Below are 13729 nucleotides of genomic sequence, written 5' to 3'. Positions count from 1 at the left end.
CTTGGCCCGCACGGGCCTGGTGCTCGCGGTCCAACATGGACATCACGATAAGCGAGTCTGCCGTTAGCCCCATCCAGCGTGACCCACCTGGCGGGAGCGTGGCAAGAGGGCCTTCAACTTGAACCCCTTCAAGCGAGGGACCTGCCCCGGCATCCTCAGAAGCTGGGCTATGGGGCCTTGCCTGTGGCCCCGCCGCCCTCGGCATCAGAAGATGACGCTGACGCAGCCGCCTCTGCCCCCACCAGGCTCTCGTAGTACCTGAACTCGTGGCAGCTTCGGGCCCAGTGCCTGTTGGTGTTCGGCCGCGTGCCCACACCAATCAGCCGGCGCCCGGCGGCCTTGATCTTCTGGGCGAGCGGCATGAAGTCGCTGTCGCCGCCAATGACGATGACGGTGCCGATATGCGCGAAGCGGGCGAGGTCCTCGGTGGCGTCCAGGCACAGCCGGATGTCGGCGCCATTCTTGGTAGCCGCACCCGGCGGGAAGAGCTGGATCAGCTCGATGGCGTTTTGCAGCAAAGCATCGCGATAGCGGCTGAAGTACTGCCAGTTGCCGAACGCCCGGTTGATGGCGATGGGGCCGAAGGCGCTGGCCAGATCGACCAGCGCCTGCACATCGACCAGCGGCTCCTGCGGCCTGAAGCGGATGTCGGGGTTGGCGTAAGCGCCCTCGCCCTGCTTGGCCTCCAAGAGGCCGGCGTGCAGGTTCTCGAAGTCCCAGTAGAGGGCGACCGAGCGGCCGGTGTCGTCGTGGATCAAGCGGGGCTCCCAGCCTGGTGTTTGAACCATGCTACGGCGTTCGGGCTGGCAAGCATTAATCGGGGCACGGAGGCCCACTGGGGCCTTTGGTTCGAAGGGGTTCGATTTAAGGCCTTTCCCCGAAGCCGCGAAAGGCAACGCCCCGAAGCGAGCAGATGGCCCTTCGTCCTCCTCATTAATGAGGAGTTAGCGCAAACCCTATGGTGCTGCCCATCTTCCCGGTGAACAGTTGCCGAGAGTCGACTAGCACACTGAGCAAAACATAGGCCTCAACTGAGTTGAATTACTAAACCGGAGAACTGCATGCGCTCTTATTCAGCAACAATTGGGTGTTTCACCTTTATGTTCATTCTGGGCTCTGGCAATGCCGCAGCCGCTCCGCTTTTCAGCAAGGGCACTGCAGTTGCCGGCGTAATTGCGTATCAGGACGACACTGACAAGAATCAGTTCCACTACCAGCCTGGTCGCATTGACCTTGCCCTCGGTGTAAATCTCAAGGCGTTTAAGGCCCAGTATTGGGGAATCGGCCCGACTCATTGGGCACAAGATTCATCAGGTGCAATTTACTCAATTGTTGGCGCCATTGTCTCTGGCTCGGCCAATATTGACATAACGGCAAAACAAAGAACAGAGCTCACTGCAGAAATCAAAAAGGCATATGGGGTAGCCAACCCAAAACTACTTCCACTTTCGCTGAAGAACGTTACCGTTACTCCTGTACTTGATAGCGAGACGTTGTCGCTTGGCAAGAAGGATGTTACGGTCGTGTTTCCATCAATAATCAATTTCACATCTGATTTTGCCTACTCCATTGGCACCGGGAATTCGCTTTTCGCACAAGTGGTCGGAGCTCGACAGTCTTCCAATTTCGACATTCAACCCAATCCCACTTTTGCCGTAAATTTTGTAGGTGAGACGGAATTTGTCGGCGACCCATGGACCGCAAAGATATCATGTGACCTATCGCAGGTTTGGTCCCAAATTCGCTCGAAATTTAGCGCCTCTGCGTCGCTTGGCTGGTTCAAGGTCGGCTCACTCAACTATTCAAAGGTTCAGCAGGAATTGGAAAAATCCAAGGCCTGCACTTTTGATATGAAGGAAGGGTCGCTTGACAACGAAAAATATGGCCGTCAAGTGTTTGATATGGTCAAAAAAATATATGAGGCCGTCAACAAACTAGCGGTCGAAGGGGATGGATTCTTTCGATTTGAACCGAATCCGGACGCCGGCGATCCCGGCGGCGGTGGAGCCAGCGCTACATGGCCTTGGAGTGTTAGTGTGAATGCAGGATACAGCAGTGCACACTTCAAGCAAACAATTGAGTACAAAGACACGGTTTCCTATACGGGGCGCTTCAATTACCGGATTCCGGCCTCGATGGTGCTTGCTGTTAGCTGCAATAGTGCTACCAAATCAATGTTCTCTGATTTGAGCAATGCCAGCGAAGCGTGCATTACTCAGCAAAAGATCGACACCTTTAATGCGCGCATGGCCTGCGAGGCAAAAGCCAAACAGCCCAAGCTTCTGAAGTTGGAAGAAAAGCTTGCTCTCGGTGAAATTAATACAGCGCAGTACGATCGACTCTTGGCACTCTACAATCGAACGTCATTCTGCGAAACATTTAGCCCAGCGGCTGCGGAAATGGGCAAGGTTCTACCTGCATTTTCAGGCGAGCGGTTTGCCCGCATTCAAAGTCTGACCGACGCTGAATTGAATCGCCTTGAGGCAGAGGCACTGGGAATTCGTAAATAAACGCCACTCACCATGAGGCAATGCTAGGGACATGAGCGGCCTGCAACGAACCAAGCATGCACTGTCGGTGGGCGTTCTATTTTTGCTCGTTGGCTGCTGCGCATTGCAGGCTAATCGAATTCAGCCAATTCGAGACCGCAATAGCACATATGTATTAGTCGGAATTGGCACAGTTCCTAAGTGTTGCATATTGCCACAGAGACAAGACTTGTCTTGGACGATTCGGGCAGGCGAAACAGTTCCAATTTGGCTGAGGTCTGTATATTTCGACGACGTGCGTAAGGCCAATCCTGGCGGCGAAGTCATGCTGGATATTGTGGATTCATTTGGAGCAATTGATCACGGAGCCATAGTAGCGCCGTCAGTCGTTGCCATCGGAACCGACGGATTCTCTACCGTATCTGTTTCTGTGAAGGCCAATAGTATTGGTGTATTTCGAGTTCGCGCGACGTACGCGGACAGACAATCAATAGCGACTTCGTTGAGCGCTTTCATTGTTGTCTCAAATTAATTCCCCCGGGGCGCACCAGGGACGGGGTCTTTCAATTTGCACTCACCGATGAAAGATGCAAGAACCCGAGGCGCGTCCCAGAGGCGTCCTAAAGGCCGCATACCGGGGGCACGGATACCCGGGGGCAGGCCTTCAATCAGCAGGGGTTCCGACACATGGCCCGGCCGCCCGCTCATAGCCGCCCCTTGGCCTTGCCCCGATTCGACTCGTCGGGTTGCACGAACCCGATAGGCCGCTTGGGCGGCGTAGGGGGCTCCACGGGCGTCATCAATTGCCGCAAGGTATCGAACACCTGCTTCAACTGCGCCCGGGTATTGCGCCCCAGCAGTTCGTGGTCCAGCGCCAGCGAAGCCGTCTTGTCCTCCAGTTCACTCAGGCGCTGGGCCAGGTCGGCATGGGTGGCCGCCAAGGCACGTACGCGCACGAAGGTGCGCATGATCTCGATGTTGACCGCGATCGCGCGCGGGCTGTTCAGCACCGAGGACAACATGGCGACGTCTTGCTCCGTGAAGGCGAGAGGCGGGGTGCGCCGACCGCCATGGCGCACAGCGGGAAGAGCGGCACTTGAGATCACAGTCTGTGATCTCAAGTCGGCAAACTCCTCGGCGCTGAGGGTGAACATGAAGTCCTCGGGAAAGCGCGCAAGGTTTCTCTTGACGGCTTGCACAAGTGCCCGGGTTTCGACGCCGTAGAGCTGAGCAAGGTCGGCGTCGAGCAGGACCCGCTGGCCGCGCAGGGTCAGGATGCGGCTCTGGATCAGGGGCTGCAGCGCTTGGCTCATCGCGAAGCCGCCTCGGTCGTGGAAAGCCCCAGTGCGACGCGGACCGCCTCCCAAGGCACAACTCGAGTGGGCTCTCTTTCATGGGCCGCGAGTCGCCGCTGCAGCTCGGCCCGCTGCCCGCACTGAGCAGCGGTGCAGGCCGCCGCTGCTGCTGCTGGGCCTCCTTGGCAATGACCCGTCCAATGTTTGAAGCCGGCACTTCTCGCTCCTCCCTGGTGCCTGCCCTTTCGTTGAGGGCATGACGCTCCGCGTTGTAGCGCAGGGGGCGCCTTCTGCCATCGGCTCAGACCCCATCCTCCAGAGGATCGCCCTCCACCCCACGCGCCAACCGCTCCACCTGCTCATGCAGCGACTGATCCAGCTCCAGCCGCTTCTCGGTCGCCGAGACCAAGGGCATCAGGATCTTGCGGTAGGTGATGGAGAGCTGCAGCAGAGCCTCGGCCATCTTCATGCCCTCGGTCATGGGCGGGTTCAGGTGCAGGTCCTTGACCGCGCCGGCCACGTCGAGCAAGGACGCGGCGATGCGCGTGTGGCCGTCCTGCCCGGCGCCGCCTAGCTTGCGGCGCTTGACGTATTCCTCGCAGATGGCAGCCCAGCGCGTGCGCTCCTCGTCGGTGGGGGAGCCGAGCAGGTGGGCGAGCTTGAGCAGGTTTTCTTCGGCCCCGCTGGTGAGCGTTTGGGCCTCGCCGCGGTAGTGGTCGCGCAGCAGCGCATCCAGCTCCTCGTCGCGCATCAGGGCGGTGATCTTGGCCGTCAGCTTGCCCATATTGCGGTAGCTGCCCTGCAGCTTGAAGGGCGGCTCGCTGCGGTAGGCGTCGGCCTGGGCGGCGCTCTCGATGTAGGCGAGGTTGACCTTGAGCAGCAGGTCGCGCGCCTTGAAGAGGCGCTGCATCAGCTCGCGCAGCTCGTCCAGTTCGGCCGCGCTGTAGGGGTGGGCGAAGTCGGTGGCGGGCACCTCCTGGCCTTGCGCCAGGCGCACCAACTTGTGCACGTCGGCGGGGTCGCGGCTGGCCAGGGGTTGCAGGGCCGGGTTGGCGGTGAGCGCGTTCTCGATGTAGCTGAGCGCGAACAGCTGCTCGCGGCCTGACAGCACGTCGCCAAGGTTGTAGATGTCGGCCCGGTTGGCCAGCATGTCGGGGATCTTGAAGACCTCGCCGCTCTCGGTATACGGGTTGCCGGCCATGACGATGGCGAAGCGTTTGCCGCGCAGGTCGTACGAGCGCGGCTGGCCGTTCCACACGCCTTCCATGCGGCGCGTGCCGTCGGCCAGGGCGATGAACTTCTGCAGGAACTCGGGGTGGGTGTGCTGGATGTCGTCCAGGTACAGCATCACGTTGTTGCCCATGGCCAGGCCGAGGTTGAGCTTTTCCAGCTCCTGGCGCGCGGCGCTGTGCGTGGCCGCACTCGGGTCGACGGATGTGATGTCGTGGCCGAGCGCCGGGCAGTTGATGCGCACGAAGATCAGGCCGAGGCGTTCGGCCAGGTACTCCATCAAGGTGGTCTTGCCGTAGCCGGGCGGCGAGATGAGCAGCAGCAGGCCCATGCGGTCGGTGCGGGCGCCTTCGCCGGCGGTGCCGAGCTGCTTGGCCAGGTTGTCGCCCACCAGGGGCAGGTAGACCTCGTCGATCAGGCGGTTGCGCACGAAGCTGGAGAGCGGCTTGGCCTGGAACTGCTCCAGGCGCAGGCGCTGCTTTTCCTGTTGAACGAGTTCCAGCCGGCGCGCCTGCAAGGCCTGGAAGGCCGGCAGCACCACGGCTTGGTGGTGGGCAAAGCGGCGCCAGAACTCGTTCAGGTTCAGCAGCAGCTGGCCTTGCTGAATGCGCGGGTGTTCGCTGAGCAGGCCGCTCACCGCATGCTCCAGCTCCACGCCCAGGCGTTCGCGCGGCAGCTTGGGGATGGCCAGGCTGCTCGCGGCATCGTCCAGCCACTGCAGCAGCTGCGGGTGCTGGGCCTGGGCGAAGGCCTGCAGCCAGGCCCGCGCCTGCTGCCAGCGCTCGGTCGGGCTGGCGGCTTCCAGGTCGTGGCGCAAGGGGCCGGCCTGGCCGCTGCGCTCCAGCGCGCGCCAGAGTTGGTCCACCAATTCGCCGGCGCCATTGGCCAGCGGCCAGGCGGGGTGTGCGGCAGCGAGCTGGCGCGCCAGGTAGGCGGCGGCGCGGGGGGCGTGTTCGGCCTGGTCGGGCGCGAAGGCGGCGAGCTGCGGGGCCAGCTCGGCTTCCAGCTGGGCTTGCGGCTCGGCGGCCTTGAAGAGGGCGCGCATCTGCGCGGCGGCGCGGGCGCGGCGTTGCAGCGCGGCCTGGGCCGGCTCGTCAAGCGCGCCGGCCCAGAAGCGCATGGCCAGGGCGCGGGCGGCGGGCTCGAAGGCGAGCAGGCCGGCGCTGTCCTGCATCACCAGCAGGGGGCCGAGCAGACGCGCCGCGTCTTCGTCGTGCACGCCCTTCTGGTAGCCCTCCTGGTAGCGCGGGGCGGCGAAGCGGCGGACGGCTTCGAGCAGGGCCGCGTGGCCGTCCGGGCCGGCGAGGGCGTGCCCCAAGAGCTCCGGCAGGGCATCGCCTTCCTCACCGGCCAGCGCGGCCTGCAGCACGCAGCCGGCCAGGTATTCGGCACGGCTCAGCTCGGCGGTTTCGCTCACCAGGGCCTGCTGCCAGTAGGGGGCCAGGGCGTTCAGGCGCTCGTCCTGCACGGGGGCGAAATAGTCGGTGCCGGTGAGGTGGAAGCTCAGCGCTTCGTTGCGCGGCACCAGGGTCAGTTCCAGCGCCTGGTGGTTGACGCTGAAGGCATGGCGGCCGAGCTTGAGCGCCTTGCCGCCGTCGCTGGCCAGGTCCTTCTGGTCGCGCACCACGCGCAGGGCGTTGTCGCGTGCGGTCTTGAGGCGGGTGTCCAGCTCATCGGCGGCCACGGCGGCGCCCAAGTCGCGCAGGTCCTTGATGAGGCTGCGCAGCTTGCCCACCAGGGGGTCGGCGGCGAACAGGCTGTGCACGGCCGCCAGATCGGCCAGATTGGCCAGGCGGCGCGGCAGGCCGTCGAGGATGCGACCGGCCGCGTCGGTGATGGCCTGGGCGCGACGCTGGCGCGCGTCCACCAGGGTTTGGCGGCGCGCGGCAAAGGCCTCGACCACAGCCTCGCGCTTGGTGGTGATGTCGAGCAGGAACTCGTCGTGCTCGGCAAAGCGGCCTTCCAGCTCTTCCAGCTGGGCCAGCAGCCGGGTCAGGGCCTCGTCGCAGGCCTCGGGCGTGTCGGCAAAGGACACCGCGTTGTCCACCGCCTGGCCGAACAGCTTGAACTGGGCGCCAAACTCGGCCGTGGCCTCGGCCGCGCCCATGCTTTTGCGGCGCTGGCGCGCTTCGGCGCGCAGGCGGTTGATGTCGGCGTAGAGGGCCGAGATGCGGTCGAGGATCTGGGTGCGCGTCACCGCGTCGCCGCCCGGCAGGCTGCCGAGCTGCTCGGTCAGCAGGTCCAGGCCGGCAGCCTGTTCGTCCAGGGTGGCGAGCAGGGCGGCGATCTGCGTGGTGGTGCTGGCCTGGGGCAGTTCGGCGGCCAGGTTGGTGAGCGCCGCGCGCTGGCTGTCGAAGGCCTTGTCGCCGGCCAGGAAGGCGAGGGCCTTTTCGCCCACGCGCTGCTGTTCGGTGGCCAGGGCCTCGTCCCAGGCCTGCACGCGTGCCAGATCGGCGTAGCGCAGCTCCTTCAGCAGTTGCAGCTGGCCGCGGCGTTCCCGCAGGCGCGCCAGCGCCTGGATGAAGTCGTCCGGCTGCTTCCACAGGGTGCTGGCGATGACCGTGAGCAGTTCGCGCTGCTGGCCTTCGGCCTGGGCAAAGGCCTTGGCGGTGTCCTGGCGGATGGCCTCGACCTTCTCGAATTCGGTGAGGGTGGCGCGGGCGCCGTCCTGGATGGCCTTGAGCGCCTGCAGCAGGCCGCCGGCTTCCGTCTCATCCAGCCAGAAATAGGCATCGACGACGCGGCCGCATTGGCGCAGCAGGTCTTCGTAGGCGGTGCGGGTGGGCGGCTGGTCGGCCAGCGCGCGGGCGATGCCATTCAGCTCGGCAATGCCGCGCACCAGCTCGGCGTTGCCGATGCGGCCGAAGAAGCCCTCGGCCTTCGGTTGCGCCAGCGCATGCTCTTCGCTGAAGAAGGGCGTTTGCCACAGCTGCATGGGGTGCACGCGCGTGGGCTCGGCGCCTTCGGTCAGGAAGACGAGCACGCGGCCATCGGGGAAGCGTGCATAACCGTTGGCCAGCAGGGGCGTGGCCAGGGCCTTGTTGATGAGGTTGTAGGTGAAGAGCGCGTAATGCCCGCTTGTCGGTTCGTAGAAGACGAACAGCACGTCCTCGCCATTGGGCGAGCGCACCATGCGCTTGAAGCGCAGGCCGGCGGTGATGGCCTCGGGTAGGTCGAAGCGCTTGGTCTCGCCGTTCTGCAGGTAGCAGCCGCCGGGGAAGAGGATGCCGTGGTCCTCGGGCAGCTGCACGCAGGAAGAGCCGATGGCGTCGATGCGCTCGACCGCGCGGGTGCGCGTGTTGAACACCAGGTAGCGCGTGACCGTCTCGCGGTAGGGCTTGATGCGCAGCAGGATCAAGGCGCCGAGCCGGGCGTAGGCGATCTCGGCATCGGCCAGGCTCTGGTTCCTGTCTTCCACCGGCTCGCTGTAGATGCCCAGCCCGCTCTCGGTGTTGTTCTCCACCTTGACGGTGAGGTCGCCGCCGGTGGTCTCGACGAACACGGTGTCGAGGATGTTGACGTGCGGGTGGCGGCCGGCCACCTGGTGCTCGCGCGCGGTGGGCGTCCATTCGAAGTCGTGCGTGGGCGGCAGCTGCATGTCGCGCTCGCCGCGGTTGTCGATGTACTTCAGGCTGCCATCGCGCTCGATCTGCCAGCGGAACACGCGCAGGTCGTGCAGCTGCTGGCCGATCTGGAAGGCGGCGAGCAGCTTGTCCGCGGTGACGCGCAGCTGGATCAGCGTGGCGTTCTTGTAATAGGCGTAGAGCTCGCGGAAGTCCTGCGTGAAGCGGGCTTCGTCCAGGAAGCTGCCGGCCAGCGGCAGGGCTTCGAGCTCATCGCCCGCGCCCAGCCGATAGAGCGCGAACACATCGGCGACCGAGGTTTCCTTGCGCAGGCCGATGAAGACGTTGAAGCCGAACAGCAGCTGCTCGCCAATGCGCACGAGGTCGCGCGCATGGCAGTTGTTCTCGGTGCGGGCGCGGGTGCGCAGCAGCAGGGCCAGCTCGCTGCGGCCGAAGGCCTGCAGGCGCGCGTCGTTCAGCGCGCAGGTTTGCGCGGCCAGCGCCTCGCCTTGGGTGGCGAGGCGTTTTTTGAGCAGCTCGAAGCTGGCGCTGTCGGCGGCATCGGGCATGGTGGTCATGTGGAATTCCGGTGGCAACTCAATGCGACAACAGCAGCAGCGCCAGATTGATCAAGGGGCCACCGCGGAACCGGCTTTGCCGGGCCGCCAGTGGCGCCCCCTTGAGGGGGAAGCGCCAAAGGCGCTTCGGGGGTGGGTCACGTCCTACCAGCCATTGCGGAGGAGGTTCAAGAGTTCATCGCGGTCGGAACGGCCGTCGAGCCAGACGCGCATGCGCTGCAGCTCGCGCAGGGTGTCTAGCCCCAGCCGCTCGGCCAGTTCGGCCTCGCGGCGTTCGCGCAGCTCGTCCTCCTGGGCCAGGCGCTGGCCGGCGTCGGAGAGCAGGGCCTGCAGGTGCAGCGCGTGGCCGGCGGCGGCCAGGGCGTCCCATTCGCCGCGGTCCAGCCAGACGAGCTGGCAGGCGGCGCAACGGTCGATGCGGAAGCCCTGCTCGGTGCCCGAGCGCAGGCGCTGCATCAGGCGGGTGCAGTTGGGGCAGCGGCGCACGCCCTGGCCGTCGTGCAAGGCGGTCTCGGCCGTGACGGTGAGCGGCACGGCCACGGCCTGCTCGGCCCAGCGGCGGTAGTCCTGCAGGTCCAGCAGCGCGCCGCCGGATTCCTTGCACAGCCAGGCCAGCAGGCCGGGCGCCAGCTCACCGCGCTGCAGCGTCTGTTGCGGCGCGCAGGGGCTCATCAGGGGCGTGTACATGGCCGGTCCTCAGTTCTTCAAGCCGTTGAGCAGCGTGGCCAGCGCGGCCTTCTGCGGCTCCGTCCCATCCTTGGCCACCTTGGCCAGCAGATTGGCCACGGTCAGGTTCTGCAGTTCGCCGCTCGCACCGCCGAGCGCGCCCACCAGGCCCTTCAAGTCGCCCACCAGATCGCGCTCGCCGGTCAGGTGGTCCTTCAGGCCCACCTGCAGGGTGCGGCTGTTCTGGATCACGCCGTCGATGCCCTTGCCGATGGAGAGCGCGCGCACGAAGCGGTCGAAATAGTCGCCCTCGCCGCCGACGATGTCGATGTTCGCCTTCGAGAGCGCGCCACCCAGCACCTCGGCCTGCTCGCGGGCGATCGAGGTCTGGGCGTCGATGCCCTTCATGGTTTCGGTGTGCTGCTTCTCCAGCGCCATGCGGAACTCTTCGTGCTGGCGGGTGTCCGGGCTCATGGCCTTCATGGCGTCGAACTTCTCGCGCAGGCCCTTGGCCTCGGCCTGGAAGCGCAGCTCGATGTTGCGGGCCTCGGCTTCGCCCACCTTGATCAGCGCGTCCGATTCGGCGGCGCGCACATGCACGTCGGCGAGGCCGAGCTTTTCCTTGCCCTCGGCCTCGGCGAGCAGCTTGGCCTGCACGGCTTGCGCCTCGGCCAGGCCGAGCTTGCCCTTGCCCTCGGCTTCGGCCGTCATCTTGGCCTGCACCACCTGCGCCTCGGCCTGGCCGGCCTTGAGCGTGGCCTCGGCCTCGGCGGTGCGCACCTGCACTTCCGACAGACCGATCTTCTGCTTGCCCGCGGCCTCGGCCTCCATCTGCGCCAGCTTGGCCTCGGCACCCACCTTGGCCACCTTGGCCTGGGCAAAGCCGGGCGCGGCGGTGATGGCCTCCAGGCCCTCGGCCTCGCGCTTCTTGGCCTCGGCTTCGCGCTCGGCCACCTTCAGCTTGGCATCGGCGAGCGTCAGTTCCTCGGCGGCCTTGTGGCGGGCGCGGCGCTCCTGCGCTTCGGCGGCCTTCACCTCCAGCAGCAGCTTCTCTTCGGCCTGGCCTTCGGCCATCACCACGGTGGCCTTCTTGTTGCGCTCGGCCTCGGCCACGGTGCGCAGTTCCTTGATGGCCTCTTCCTGCTCGGCCACGGTGCGCTCCACCACGATGCGCTCGCGCACCACGTCGGCAATCGCCTTCTTCTGCACCTCCACCGCGCGGTCCTTGTCGATGCGCTGCAGGGTCACTTCCTTCTCGCGGTCCACCACCTCCAGCTCGCGGGCGCGGGTGACCTTCTCTTCTTCGATGGCCACCGCACGCTTGCGGTTGTTCTCGGCCACCTCTTTCTCGCGCAGCACGTTCTCCTGCTGCACGGCGAGCTGCTGTTCGGCCTGCAGGCGGGCCAGTTCGGCCTTGGTGCGCTCCTCGGCCTGGATCTTCTGCGTCTCGGCTTCCTCGCGCGCCTTCACGCTGGCGATCTCGCGGCTCTGCTTGGCCTGGGCATCGGCGGCCTGGCGCTCCAGCTCCAGCATGGTCTCCTGGGTCTCGACGTCCTTCTTCTTGATCTGCATCTCGCCGTTGCGGCGCAGCTCGTTGGTGCGCACGTGCTCCACGGCGGTGAGCTCGGTGATCTTCTTGATGCCCTGGGCGTCGAGGATGTTGTTGCTGTCGAGCTTCTGGATGGGCGTCTGCTCCAGGTAGTCGATGGCGGCGTCTTCGAGCACGTAGCCGCTCAGGTCGTCACCGATCTGGCGCAGGATCTCGTCGCGGAAGCGGTCGCGCGCCTGGTAGAGGTCGACGAAGTCGAGCGCCTTGCCGGCCGTCTTCAGGGCCTCGGAGAACTTGGCGGAGAACAGCTCTTCCAGGGTTTCCTGGCTGCTGGCGCGCGCGCAGCCGATCGCCTGCGCGACCTTGAGCACGTCGTCGGCCGTCTTGTTCACGCGCACGAAGAACTTGACCTTGATGTCGGCGCGGATGTTGTCCTTGCAGATCAGGCCCTCGTTCCCGCTGCGGTCGATCTCGATGGTCTTGAGCGAGATGTCCATCAGCTCGGCGCGGTGAATGATCGGGTAGACCATGCGCCCGGTGAAGGTGACCTCGGGCTCGGCGCGCAGGGTGTTGACGATCAGCGCATAGCCCTGGTCGATCTTCAGATAGAACTTGGCGAACAGCGCCACCATGCCGAGCAGCAGGACGGCGAGGATGACGACAGCAACGATCAGGGGCTCCATGGCTCTCCTCCGGGGGTGATTGGGGTTCTTAGACGGGTTCGATGCGATAGCGGCCGCGGGCCGCGTCGTATTCGGCGATGCGGGCGGTGGAGCCCCGCTTGAAATCGTTCGGGCTGGCAGCCCACACGCGCACGTTCAGGCTGGCGCCCGCCTGCTTGATCTCGGCCTGGCCGAGCTTTTCGTCCACGCTGCCGGTGAGCACCGTGCAGGGCTGGCCCACCAGGTCGGCGTTCAGCTGGGCCTGGTGCGTCTTGAAGAGCGGGCGCAGCGGGCGGATGAGCCGGCTGGTGAGCAGCACGCCCCAGGCCAGCGCAAGCAGCAGCACGCCGGTGCCGGCGCCGATCTGCATCAGCAGCCCCGGCTCGGTGGGCAGCACCCACATGGCGGCCAGGCAGCAGAAGGTCCAGGCCAGCAGCACCACCAGGCTGGCGGCGATGGAGAAGGGCACGCCACCCAGGCCCAGGCCCACCAGCAGCGCGGCCGCGCCGCTGAGTTCGCCGGCGTCCACATCGGCCTGCCATTCCAGGCCATCGGTTTCAAAGTCCGCCAGGCCCACCAGGGCCAGCAGCCAGTACACCAGCACCACGGCCAGCAGGGCGCTCAGCAAACCCGTCGGGTAGCTCAGCGCAGCGTCGATGAATCCCATCAGCTCTTCCCCTTCTGGCGCAGCGCGGCCTTGCGCGGCAGCGCCGGGTGTTGTTCGGCAAAGGTGATCAGCTCGGCCGTCACCTGCTCCTTGATGGCGAGGCGGTCCTCCGGGTCCAGACCATAGCGCTCGGCCAGCAGCGCGTAATCCTCGCTTCCGAGGGTGACGGTCAGGCGCGGGCGCTTGGGGCGCTCGGCCGTGGGCAGCTGCAGCAGGCGGCGGATCTGGTCCGAGGGCGAGACCTCGTTCAGAAAGGCCGCGGTGCGCACCGCGTCCATCACGCTGAGCTCGACATCAAAGGCGACCTGCACGGCTTTCAAGGCCTCGTCCGTGCTTTTCCAGCGGGCGGGTTTGCGGATGGCCATCAGCGCAGGTCCTGACTGCGCGCGCGCAGGCGCTCGAGCAGGCGGCGGCGCGGCTCGGTGGCGGGGTCGGGCATCAGGCCGGCCTCCACCAGCTGGCGCTCCAGCGCGTCTTCGCCAGCCATCTGGGCGGCGGCGGCGCTGCGGTCGGCCTCGGCCTGGCGGCGCTCGCGCAGGCGGCGCAGCGCCGCACCGTCGGCCAGCTGATCGGCCACCGTGCGGGTGGTGCGCGCCACCGCGGCGCGCGTCTCGGCCATCTGCAGCTCGCGCTCGAACTCGCGCAGGCGCGCCTCGGCGGCCTGGATCTGCGTGCGCAGCTGCTGGGCCTGGGTGCCCAGCAGCTCCAGCTGCTGCAGGCGAGCCTGGGCATCGGCCTGCTGGGCCAGGATGCGGTCGGCCAGCGCCTCGGCCAGGTCCTCGCGCCCCTGGGCCAAGGCCTTGGTGGCCAGATCTTCCAGGCGCGCCGTTTCCTGCGCACCCTGCTCCTGCTCGCGGCCCAGGCGCAGCTGCTGCGTCAGCAGCGTCTCCAGGTGCTGGCGCGCGTCGCGCAGATCGGCCTGGGCGGACTGCAGGCGCTGCGCGTCCAGCTCGGGGCCGAGCAGGGTCTCGCCCAGTTCCTGCACGCTGGCGCGCAGGCTGGTCAGCATGTGGCGGATGGCGTTGGGCAT

The 13729-nt window shown here is 65.9% G+C and carries 10 protein-coding genes; 1 reads left to right on the top strand and 9 read right to left on the bottom strand.

Going from position 1 to position 13729, the window contains the following annotated elements; translation table 11 throughout:
• Window positions 1–167: 167 nt before the first annotated feature.
• Window positions 168–758, bottom strand: a complete 591-nt coding sequence (locus tag I7X39_RS08560) for an NYN domain-containing protein (protein WP_232351836.1) — start codon at window positions 756–758, stop codon at window positions 168–170.
• 303 nt (window positions 759–1061) lie between these two features.
• On the opposite strand from I7X39_RS08560, the gene I7X39_RS08555 reads away from it, so the two are divergent.
• Window positions 1062–2510, top strand: a complete 1449-nt coding sequence (locus tag I7X39_RS08555) for a hypothetical protein (RefSeq protein WP_198110636.1) — start codon at window positions 1062–1064, stop codon at window positions 2508–2510.
• A 683-nt stretch (window positions 2511–3193) separates the two neighbouring features.
• On the opposite strand, the gene I7X39_RS08550 is transcribed toward I7X39_RS08555, so the two are convergent.
• The 8 genes from I7X39_RS08550 to I7X39_RS08515 form a co-directional block, all read right to left on the bottom strand.
• Complete coding sequence (locus I7X39_RS08550) at window positions 3194–3802, bottom strand: ORF6N domain-containing protein (protein WP_198110634.1); 609 nt, start codon at window positions 3800–3802, stop codon at window positions 3194–3196.
• On the bottom strand, window positions 3799–4089 hold the full coding sequence (locus I7X39_RS23805; protein WP_198110973.1) for an addiction module protein: 291 nt from the start codon (window positions 4087–4089) through the stop codon (window positions 3799–3801). The genes I7X39_RS08550 and I7X39_RS23805 overlap by 4 nt, the downstream gene beginning before the upstream one ends.
• Window positions 4086–9155, bottom strand: a complete 5070-nt coding sequence (locus tag I7X39_RS08540; RefSeq protein WP_198110632.1) for a DNA repair ATPase — start codon at window positions 9153–9155, stop codon at window positions 4086–4088. Before I7X39_RS08540 ends, I7X39_RS23805 begins: the two co-directional genes overlap by 4 nt.
• Before the next feature lie 144 nt (window positions 9156–9299).
• On the bottom strand, window positions 9300–9842 hold the full coding sequence (locus I7X39_RS08535; RefSeq protein WP_198110630.1) for a TFIIB-type zinc ribbon-containing protein: 543 nt from the start codon (window positions 9840–9842) through the stop codon (window positions 9300–9302).
• A 9-nt stretch (window positions 9843–9851) separates the two neighbouring features.
• Window positions 9852–12053, bottom strand: coding sequence for a flotillin family protein (locus tag I7X39_RS08530; protein WP_198110628.1), 2202 nt, complete (start codon window positions 12051–12053; stop codon window positions 9852–9854).
• A gap of 28 nt (window positions 12054–12081) precedes the next feature.
• Window positions 12082–12699 carry a ubiquinone biosynthesis protein gene (locus I7X39_RS08525; RefSeq protein WP_198110626.1) on the bottom strand — a complete coding sequence of 206 codons (618 nt, stop codon included), beginning with the start codon at window positions 12697–12699 and terminating at the stop codon, window positions 12082–12084.
• The gene (locus I7X39_RS08520) at window positions 12699–13064 is read right to left on the bottom strand and encodes a hypothetical protein (protein WP_198110624.1); all 366 of its coding nucleotides are present in this window, start codon (window positions 13062–13064) and stop codon (window positions 12699–12701) included. The genes I7X39_RS08525 and I7X39_RS08520 overlap by 1 nt, the downstream gene beginning before the upstream one ends.
• Window positions 13064–13729 carry a PspA/IM30 family protein gene (locus I7X39_RS08515; RefSeq protein WP_198110622.1) on the bottom strand — a complete coding sequence of 222 codons (666 nt, stop codon included), beginning with the start codon at window positions 13727–13729 and terminating at the stop codon, window positions 13064–13066. Before I7X39_RS08515 ends, I7X39_RS08520 begins: the two co-directional genes overlap by 1 nt.

Origin of the sequence: Inhella proteolytica, assembly GCF_016093275.1 — a bacterium.
GTDB classification, from domain to species: domain Bacteria; phylum Pseudomonadota; class Gammaproteobacteria; order Burkholderiales; family Burkholderiaceae_C; genus Inhella; species Inhella proteolytica.
Note: the sequence above shows the minus strand (reverse complement) of the source record. Positions and strands in the feature narration are given on the sequence as shown.

Bases quoted from the DNA above. Each gene is read 5' to 3' on its own strand.
- I7X39_RS08525 (WP_198110626.1), bottom strand. From the start codon at position 12,699: ATGGGATTCATCGACGCTGCGCTGAGCTACCCGACGGGTTTGCTGAGC.
- I7X39_RS08555 (WP_198110636.1), top strand. From the start codon at position 1,062: ATGCGCTCTTATTCAGCAACAATTGGGTGTTTCACCTTTATGTTCATT.
- I7X39_RS08530 (WP_198110628.1), bottom strand. From the start codon at position 12,053: ATGGAGCCCCTGATCGTTGCTGTCGTCATCCTCGCCGTCCTGCTGCTC.
- I7X39_RS08540 (WP_198110632.1), bottom strand. From the start codon at position 9,155: ATGACCACCATGCCCGATGCCGCCGACAGCGCCAGCTTCGAGCTGCTC.
- I7X39_RS08515 (WP_198110622.1), bottom strand. From the start codon at position 13,729: ATGCCCAACGCCATCCGCCACATGCTGACCAGCCTGCGCGCCAGCGTG.
- I7X39_RS08535 (WP_198110630.1), bottom strand. From the start codon at position 9,842: ATGTACACGCCCCTGATGAGCCCCTGCGCGCCGCAACAGACGCTGCAG.
- I7X39_RS08550 (WP_198110634.1), bottom strand. From the start codon at position 3,802: ATGAGCCAAGCGCTGCAGCCCCTGATCCAGAGCCGCATCCTGACCCTG.
- I7X39_RS08520 (WP_198110624.1), bottom strand. From the start codon at position 13,064: ATGGCCATCCGCAAACCCGCCCGCTGGAAAAGCACGGACGAGGCCTTG.